The 8,275-nt window shown below is 71.7% G+C and carries 5 protein-coding genes; 3 read left to right on the top strand and 2 right to left on the bottom strand.

From position 1 onward, the window contains the following. Positions 1 to 414: 414 nt before the first annotated feature. Complete coding sequence (locus tag AB0472_RS04905; protein WP_366353436.1) at positions 415 to 864, top strand: PTS glucose transporter subunit IIA; 450 nt, start codon at positions 415 to 417, stop codon at positions 862 to 864. A gap of 114 nt (positions 865 to 978) precedes the next feature. Next, the gene (gene ptsP / locus AB0472_RS04900) at positions 979 to 2,649 is read left to right on the top strand and encodes a phosphoenolpyruvate--protein phosphotransferase (protein WP_366353434.1); all 1,671 of its coding nucleotides are present in this window, start codon (positions 979 to 981) and stop codon (positions 2,647 to 2,649) included. Positions 2,650 to 2,739: 90 nt separating this feature from the next. On the opposite strand, the gene AB0472_RS04895 is transcribed toward ptsP, so the two are convergent. Both AB0472_RS04895 and AB0472_RS04890 read right to left on the bottom strand, forming a co-directional pair. Then, on the bottom strand, positions 2,740 to 3,633 hold the full coding sequence (locus AB0472_RS04895; RefSeq protein ID WP_366353432.1) for a hypothetical protein: 894 nt from the start codon (positions 3,631 to 3,633) through the stop codon (positions 2,740 to 2,742). 86 nt (positions 3,634 to 3,719) lie between these two features. Next, a complete protein-coding gene (locus AB0472_RS04890; RefSeq protein WP_366353430.1) occupies positions 3,720 to 5,696 on the bottom strand; it encodes an acetoacetate--CoA ligase in 1,977 nt (658 codons plus the stop codon). A 214-nt stretch (positions 5,697 to 5,910) separates the two neighbouring features. Between AB0472_RS04890 and AB0472_RS04885 the strand changes: the two genes are divergently transcribed. Further along, a complete protein-coding gene (locus AB0472_RS04885; RefSeq protein WP_366353428.1) occupies positions 5,911 to 8,271 on the top strand; it encodes a glycoside hydrolase family 31 protein in 2,361 nt (786 codons plus the stop codon). The last annotated feature ends 4 nt before the right edge of the window (positions 8,272 to 8,275 follow it).

Here is an 8,275-nt window from a genome sequence, read left to right as displayed (position 1 = left end):
ATCTGGCGTTGACTTTTGGCACGCTGTTGAGTTCTCAAGGAACGGTCGCTTCCTTTGTACTCACCCTCTCGGGCTTTCCTCCGGGCTTCCCTTCGGTGTTTCAAACTCTATCAGTGTTTTTCCGGCCCTCTGACCACCGTCCCGCAGGCATGCGGAAGACGATCCCGAGTTAGGATCTGACAAGTTTGGGTGCTGCCGAGCGCCGATGCTTTATCGCACCGCTTGGCCCCAGGCAGGAGTACGACTGTACACGGGGCGTGGAAGGCCGCGCAAATCGAATAGGCTGGTGGTCTAGACCACTACCTGGTAGCTTCCATGCGGAACCGCCACTTCATATGACATACGCTGCTGCTCAGTGCCGTCCGGAACAGGTTGTGACGGCCCGTAAGCAGCTCCACTCCTGGGAGGCTTCCCATGACCACCGTGACGTCCCCGCTCGCCGGACGCGCCGTCGGACTGGCCGCAGTGCCGGATCCGGTCTTCGCCGGGGCCATGGTCGGCCCGGGTACCGCCATCGACCCCGCGCGCGAGCCCTCCGAGGTCGTGGCGCCCGTGGACGGCGTCGTCGTCTCCCTCCATCCGCACGCGTTCGTCGTGGTGGACGAGAGCGGCCACGGCGTGCTCACCCACCTCGGTATCGACACCGTGCAGCTCAACGGACAGGGCTTCGAGCTGCTCGTCAACAAGGGCGACACCGTGACCCGCGGCCAGGCGGTGATCCGCTGGAACCCGGCCGAGGTCGAGGCCGCCGGCAAGTCCCCGGTCTGCCCCGTCGTGGCCCTGGAGGCCACCGCCGACGCCCTCTCCGACGTCCGTGAGGAGGGTGACGTGAAGTCCGGCGACACTCTCTTCGCCTGGAAGTGACTCGTCCCGGACCGACGTCCGACCGCGCCGCCGTCCCGTTGTACGACGGAGCAGGCGGCAACCACGAAGACCATCGCGGCGGCGGGACCCGCCGCACTATCGGAGACGGGTGAGATGGAGACAACGCTGCGAGGCGTCGGCGTGAGCCACGGTGTGGCGATCGGCGAGGTTCGGCACATGGGAACGGCGGTTCTGGAGCCGCCTGCCAAGCAGATCCCGGCGGAGGAGGCGGAGCGGGAGCAGGGGCGCGCCCGTCAGGCCGTGGATGCCGTGGCGGCCGACCTGATGGCGCGCGGCAATCTGGCCGGCGGCGAGGCCCAGGCGGTGCTCGAGGCGCAGGCCATGATGGCGCAGGATCCGGAGCTGATGTCCGACGTGGACCGCAGGATCGCCGTCGGCAGCACCGCCGAGCGGGCCGTGTACGACGCGTTCGCGGCATACCGCGAGCTGCTGGCCGGAGCGGGCGAGTACCTCGCCGGCCGGGTGGCCGACCTGGACGATGTGCGGAATCGTATCGTCGCCCGGCTGCTGGGGGTTCCGATGCCGGGTGTCCCGGACAGTGACGAGCCCTACGTCCTGGTCGCGCGGGATCTGGCACCGGCGGACACCGCGCTGCTCGACCCGGCTCTGGTGCTGGGTTTCGTGACCGAGGAGGGCGGGCCGACTAGTCACAGCGCGATTCTGGCGCGGGCGCTCGGGGTGCCTGCCGTGGTGGCCCTGCCGGGTGCCGGGGAACTGGCCGAGGGCATCGTGGTCGCCGTCGACGGCAGCAGCGGCGACATCTTCGTGAACCCGAGCGCGGAGCGGAAGGCGGCACTGACGGCGGCGGCCGCGGAGCGGAAGGCGGCGCTGTCGGCCACGACCGGCCCGGGCGCGACCGCCGACGGACACAAGGTGCCCCTGCTGGCCAACGTGGGCGGTCCCGCGGACGTGCCGGCCGCGGTGGAGGCCGGGGCCGAGGGTGTCGGTCTGTTCCGTACCGAGTTCCTGTTCCTCGACGACAGCAAGAGCGCTCCTTCCGAGGAGAAGCAGGTCGAGGCCTACCGGCAGGTGCTGGAGGCGTTCCCGGAGGGCCGGGTGGTCGTGCGGGTGCTGGACGCGGGCGCGGACAAGCCGCTGGACTTCCTGACGCCGGCGGACGAGCCGAACCCTGCGCTGGGCGTGCGTGGTCTGCGGACGCTGCTCGACCACCCCGCGGTGCTGCGCACCCAGCTGACGGCGTTGGCGAAGGCGGCCGAGGGGCTGCCCGTCCACCTTGAGGTCATGGCGCCGATGGTGGCGGACCGTGCCGATGCCAAGGCGTTCGCGGACGCCTGTCGGGAGGCGGGGCTGCGGGCCAAGTTCGGCGCGATGGTGGAGATTCCGTCGGCCGCGCTGCGGGCGCGCTCGGTCCTCCAGGAGGTCGAGTTCCTGTCGCTGGGGACCAACGACCTGGCCCAGTACACGTTCGCCGCCGACCGTCAGGTCGGTGCGGTGTCCCGGCTGCAGGATCCGTGGCAGCCCGCGCTGCTCGATCTGGTCGCACTGTCGGCGGAGGCTGCACGGGCCGAGGGCAAGAGCTGTGGCGTGTGCGGTGAGGCCGCGTCGGATCCGCTGCTGGCGTGTGTGCTGACGGGTCTGGGGGTCACCTCTCTCTCCATGGGCGCGGCGTCGATTCCCTATGTCCGGGCGATGCTGGCCAAGTACACGCTGGCCCAGTGCGAGCGGGCCGCGGCGGCCGCGCGCGCCACCGACAGCGCGGACGAGGCTCGTGTGGCGGCGCAGGCGGTGCTGTCCGGCGAGTAGTCGGCCAGTGCCGTCATCGGCCGGCTTTTCGGTGTCTTTCCGGTGTTTTCCGGGGGCGCTCCACCTGTGGGTGGGGCGCCCCCGGTGTTTTCAGTGGTGGTGGCCGGGAGGCGTCTCCTGGTCACCCAGGTCGGGCGGTGCGCAGTAGTCGACGTCGGATTCCGGTGAGATGAGGTCTCCGGACTCGATGTCGGTGCAGTAGGCGTCGAAGACCTCGCCGGCGGTGAGGGGCCCGAGGTTGTTGCCGCGCAGCCGCCAGCCGTAGACGCGGTCGGGGACACCGGCGGCGCTGGTGCGCATGACGAGGCCGCCGGGGCTGTTGGTGGCGAGGCCGAGGGCGAGAACGCTGGTGAATTCGAGGGCTTCGGCCTCGTCGAGGTGGGTGGTGCCGTCGCTGCTCCGGTCGGCGTGGAGGACGGTGACCAGGGTTTCCGGTGGTCCGGAGACGCTGCACACGAGGTGCCGGTTGCCTGTCGGGGCGGTGTCGAGGATGCGGGTCAGGAGGTGGGAGGCGCGGGTGAAGGCAGCGCGTCCGACGTCCTCCCCGCAGGTGGGGCAGGGGCCGAGACGGGCCAGGAGGGTGCTGGCGTACTCCCAGGTGGCCTGTCGTACCGCCTCGTCGACGAGGGCGGGGACGAGGTCGGTGAGGGGCCGGCCGTCGTAGGGGAGGGTGGGGCCGGTGGCCGCGAGTTCCGCGGTGAAGCGGGTGCGGCTGGCCGGGTCGTCGGGGTCGAGGCCGGTCGCGGTGCAGAACTCGGCGTACTCCTCGGGGTCGAACAGGGCGAGTGTGGTGTGGGTGCCCTGTGCGGCGCGGGTCCTGAGGAGGGCTTCGATCTGGCGGAGGTAGGTGAGGTGGTCGTCGAAGGTGAAGGTGCGGTAGCGCCGCATGGCGCGGAAGTCGTGCTCGTCGGTCAGCAGGCCGATGGTGCCGGCGATCTCGCGGCGCAGGACGCGTCGCATGGTCCGGTGGTCGGTGCGCGCCATGGTTCCCCCTGGATGTGATCGATCAATGCTCACTCACAGTAACCGGCACCACTGACAACGGTCGCTGAGCGCTTACGGCGCCGGCGTCAGGCGCGCTTGCGGGCGAGGTCCTCGAAGTAGGTCAGCAGGTCGAGGTTGTCGATGGAGCCGGGGTTGACGGCCTTTTCCAGGGGCGCGCCCTGGAGCAGGCGCTTGACGGGGACCTCGATGCGCTTTCCGGTGAGGGTGTGCGGGACGCCGGGCACCTCGATGACCTCGTCCGGGACGTGGCGGGGCGAGAGCTGTTCGCGGATGGCCTGCTTGATGCGGCTCAGCAGGGCCTCGTCGAGCACCGCGCCGGGGGCGAGGTGGACGAAGAGGGGCATCCAGTAGCCGCCGTCGGGCTGTTCGACGCCGATGACGAGGGACTCCTTGATCTCCGGCAGGCGCTCGACGACCTCGTAGATGTCGGCCGAGCCCATCCGTACGCCCTGGCGGTTGAGCGTGGAGTCGGAGCGGCCGTGGATGATCACGGTGCCGCGTGCGGTGACGGTGATCCAGTCGCCGTGGCGCCAGACGCCGGGGTAGGTGTCGAAGTAGCTGTCGTGGTAGCGGCTGCCGTCGGGGTCGTTCCAGAAGCGGATCGGCATGGAGGGCATGGGGTTGGTGACGACCAGTTCGCCCACTTCGTCGATGACGGGGCGGCCGGCCGGGTCCCAGGCCTGGAGGTCGGTGCCGAGGCCGGGTGCCTGCAGTTCGCCGGTGTAGACCGGGAGGGTGGGTACGGCGCCCGCGAAGCAGGAGCACACGTCGGTGCCGCCGCTGACGGAGGCGATCCAGAGGTCGGCCCCGCTCGCCGCGAACTCGTCGTGCAGCCAGCGGAAGCCGTCGGGGGGCAGTGGCGAGCCGGTGGTGGCGACGCACTTGACCCGGGAGAGGTCGTGGTCGCGGGCGGGGTGCACGCCGGCCTTGCGGCAGGCCATCACGTAGGCCGCGGAGGTGCCGTAGAGGGTGGCTCCGGTGCGTTCGGCGACGCGCCACTGGGCGCCGGTGTCGGGGTAGCCGGGGCTGCCGTCGTACAGGACGATCGTGGTGCCCGTGAGGAGGCCGGAGACGAGGAAGTTCCACATCATCCAGCCGGTCGAGGTGTACCAGAAGAAGCGGTCCTCGGGGCCGAGGTCGCAGTGCAGGCCGAGCTGTTTGAGGTGTTCGACCAGGATGCCGCCCTGGGACTGGACGATGGCCTTGGGCAGGCCGGTGGTACCGGAGGAGTAGAGCACCCACAGGGGGTGGTCGAACGGGACCTGTTCGAACTCCGGCTCGATGTCGGCGGCGGTCAGGTCCGACCATTCCAGGGCGCCTTCGGGGGCCGGGGTGCCGAGCAGCGGGATGTGCACGACGGCGCGCAGGGTGGGCAGTTCGCGGCGGAGTTCGGCGACGATCTCGCGGCGGTCGTGTTCCTTGCCGCCGTAGCGGTAGCCGTCGACGGTGAACAGGACGACGGGTTCGACCTGCTGGAAGCGGTCGAGGACGCTGCGGGCGCCGAAGTCGGGGGCGCAGGAGGTCCACACGGCCCCCACGGCGGCGCCGGCGAGCAGGGCGACCACGGCCTGCGGGACGTTCGGGAGGTAGCCGCTGACGCGGTCGCCGGGGCGGACGCCGAGGGCGCGGAGTTCGGCGGCCAGGGAGCCCACCTGCCGGCGCAGCTCCGTCCAGGTGACCGGGCGGGGTTCGTGGGTCTCGTCGACGTACAGGAGGGCGGGTTCGTCCGCGCGGGCGGTGGCGGCGCGCAGGGCGTGCTCGGCGTAGTTCAGCCGGGCGCCGGGGAACCATTCGGCGCCGGGCATGGCGCGGTCGCCGAGCACGCGCGCGTAGGGGGTCGAGAACCGTACGTCGAAGTACTCCGTGACGGCTTTCCAGAAGGTGTCCAGGTGGTCGACGGACCAGCGGTGCAGGGCCTGGTACCCGCCGTCGGCAGGGGCGCGGTGGTGTTCGGCCGCCCAGGACTGGAACCTGGTGATGCGTGCCTGGGTGATCCGTCGCGGATCGGGCTGCCAGAGCGGCTGGGGGTTCGCGGACGACATGGGGCGGCTCCCGGGCTTCTGCGCTTTGTGGGCGTGGGACGCGCACGGGCTGGGGTGTGCGCGTGACGCGGCTGACAGGGACGATGCCATGTGATCGACTTCTACACCAGGGTGCGCTCCACATAGTCCGTGTCGTGAAGATGTGGCCCCGGCACGGGTGAACGCCAGTTGAACGGCACACGCGGGTGGAGCGCCGAGTGGCAGGGTGAGCAGCATGGACGGTCGTGACCTGGTGCGTTCGGTAAGTGTGGTCGGTTCGAGCAAGGCGGCTCAGGGGTTGCGTACCGTACGGGCCGCGTGGCGCAGGAGGCGGATCGACGCCGCCGGGCTGCCCGCGCGGGGAGCGGAGCGGGCCCGGGTGCCGGGGCCGGTGCAGGGCGCGGAGCCGGGGCCGGGCGGCGGTGTGATCCGGTTCAGCCGGTCCGAGCTGCGGATCACGGTCGCGGTGAACGGGGCGGTGTTCTGGGGCTGGGACGGGGCCGGTCCCGAGCCGTCGTACGCGCTCGCGGGGCGCTGTCCGGAGCCGGATCCGCGGGCCGTTCTCGAACCCGACACCGACGGCGGCTGGCGGGTCGTGGCGGAGCGGGTGACGGTCAGTGTCTCGCGGCACGGCGCGGTGGAGGTGTGCACGCCGGGTGGGGTGATGCTGCGGCGGGATCTGCCGCCGCGGTGGTGGGAGCCGGTGGGCGGGGGTGTGGCGCGCTGGGTGCAGCGTTCGGAGGTGGCCGCGGACGCGCGGTTCTTCGGGCTGGGCGGGCGCGCCTCGGGGCCGCGGCTGCGGGACGGCACGTACCGGTTGTGGAACACCGATCCCGGTCGTGTCTTCGGGCCCGGTGACGATCCGCTGTACGTCACCATGCCGGTGCAGCTGGTGGTGGCGGACGCGGCGGCGCATCTGGTGTTCCACGACAGTTCCTGGGACGGGACGGTGACGCTCCGGGAGGGCGAGGAGGGCGCCGGTTCCGGGCACGACCGGACCGGGCGCTGCGAGCTGCGGATGGACGGTGGTCCGCTGCGCTGCTGGGTGATGGTGGGCACCCCCGCGCGCGTACTGCACACGTGGGCCTCGCTCACGGGCGCGCCCGCGCTGCCGCCGGCGTGGGCGCTGGGCCATCACCACGCGCGCTGGGGTTTCGGCAGTGAGCAGGAGGTACGGCAGATCGTCGCCGGTTACCAGGAGCGCGGTCTGCCGCTGGACGCCGTCCATCTGGACATCGACCACTACGACGCCCACCAGGTCTTCACGGTCGATCACGAGCGTTTCCCGAAGCTGCCGACGCTGGCGGAGGAGTTGCGGCGGGACGGGATCCGGCTGGTGTCGATCGTCGATCCCGCGGTGAAGGCCGAGCCGGGCAACACGGTGTACGGCGGCGGGACGGCGGTCGACGCCTTCGTCCGTGATCCGTCGGGGCGGACGGTGGAGGGGGTGGTGTGGCCGGGGGAGGCGGTCTTCCCCGACTTCACGGACCCGCGCGTGCGCGCGTGGTGGGGCGGGCTGTACGAGGAGCGGCTCGCGCTGGGGTTCGCCGGGTTCTGGCACGACATGAACGAGCCGACGTCCTTCAGCGCGTTCGGCGAGTCGACGCTGCCGCGCTCGGCGCGGCACGCCCTGGAGGGGCACGGCGGTGACCACCGGGAGGCGCACAACGTCTATGCGCTCTGCATGGCGCGGGCGGCCTACGAGGGCCTGCGCGGACTCGTGCCCGGGGAGCGGCCGTTCCTGTTCTCACGCTCGGGCTGGGCCGGTATGCAGCGCTATGGCGGCACGTGGTCCGGTGACGTCGCCACCGGCTGGCCGGGGCTGCGCGCGTCCCTGTCGCTGGTGCTGGGGCTCGGGTTGTGCGGGGTGCCGTACTCGGGTCCCGACGTGGGCGGTTTCGACGGGAGTCCGTCGCCTGAGCTGTTTCTGCGCTGGTTCCAGCTGGGCGCGTATCTGCCGTTGTTCCGCACGCACGCGGGCATCCGGGCAGGGCGCCGGGAGCCGTGGGAGTTCGGGGCCGAGGTGCTGGAGCACGCACGCGTGGCGCTGCTCGAACGGCGGCGGCTGCTGCCGTACTTCATGACACTGGCGCAGCTGGCCCGGCGGACCGGTGCGCCGTACGTGCGGCCGGTGTGGTGGGGTGCGCCGGAGGACCGGGCGTTGCGTGACTGCGAGGACGCGTTCCTGCTGGGCGACGCTCTGCTGGTGGCTCCGGTGCTGGATCCGGGTGCCGACCGGCGTGCGGTGCAGCTGCCTCGCGGGCGTTGGTACGACACGGTGACCGAGCGAGCGTACGAGGGTCCCGGGCAGGTGCTCGTCGATGCCCCGCTGTCGCGGATCCCGGTGCTGGCGCGTGCGGGTGCCGTCCTGCCCGTGCGGGTCGAGGACGGCGGGACGCGGCTTGAGGTGTGGGCGCCTGCCCGGGGGCGGACAGGGGGCGGGCTGTTCGTGCCGGACGCGGGCGACGGCTGGGAGGAGCCGGAGATCGAGCGTTACGTCGCCCGCTGGGAGGGCCGGCACGTGGTGGTCCGGCGCGATGACGAGAGCGGCGTGAGCGTGCCGTCCCGGCCCGTCCGGGTCAGGGGGCTGGGCTGAGCCG

It is taken from the genome of Streptomyces sp. NPDC086777 (assembly GCF_040702065.1).
Taxonomy (GTDB): domain Bacteria; phylum Actinomycetota; class Actinomycetes; order Streptomycetales; family Streptomycetaceae; genus Streptomyces.
The sequence above is the reverse complement of the archived record's forward strand: the minus strand, read 5'-3'. Positions and strand labels throughout refer to the sequence as shown.

Excerpts from the sequence above, each read along its gene's own strand:
- AB0472_RS04895 (WP_366353432.1), bottom strand. The coding sequence starts at position 3,633 with ATGGCGCGCACCGACCACCGGACCATGCGACGCGTCCTGCGCCGCGAG.
- AB0472_RS04890 (WP_366353430.1), bottom strand. The coding sequence starts at position 5,696 with ATGTCGTCCGCGAACCCCCAGCCGCTCTGGCAGCCCGATCCGCGACGG.
- AB0472_RS04905 (WP_366353436.1), top strand. The coding sequence starts at position 415 with ATGACCACCGTGACGTCCCCGCTCGCCGGACGCGCCGTCGGACTGGCC.
- ptsP (WP_366353434.1), top strand. The coding sequence starts at position 979 with ATGGAGACAACGCTGCGAGGCGTCGGCGTGAGCCACGGTGTGGCGATC.
- AB0472_RS04885 (WP_366353428.1), top strand. The coding sequence starts at position 5,911 with ATGGACGGTCGTGACCTGGTGCGTTCGGTAAGTGTGGTCGGTTCGAGC.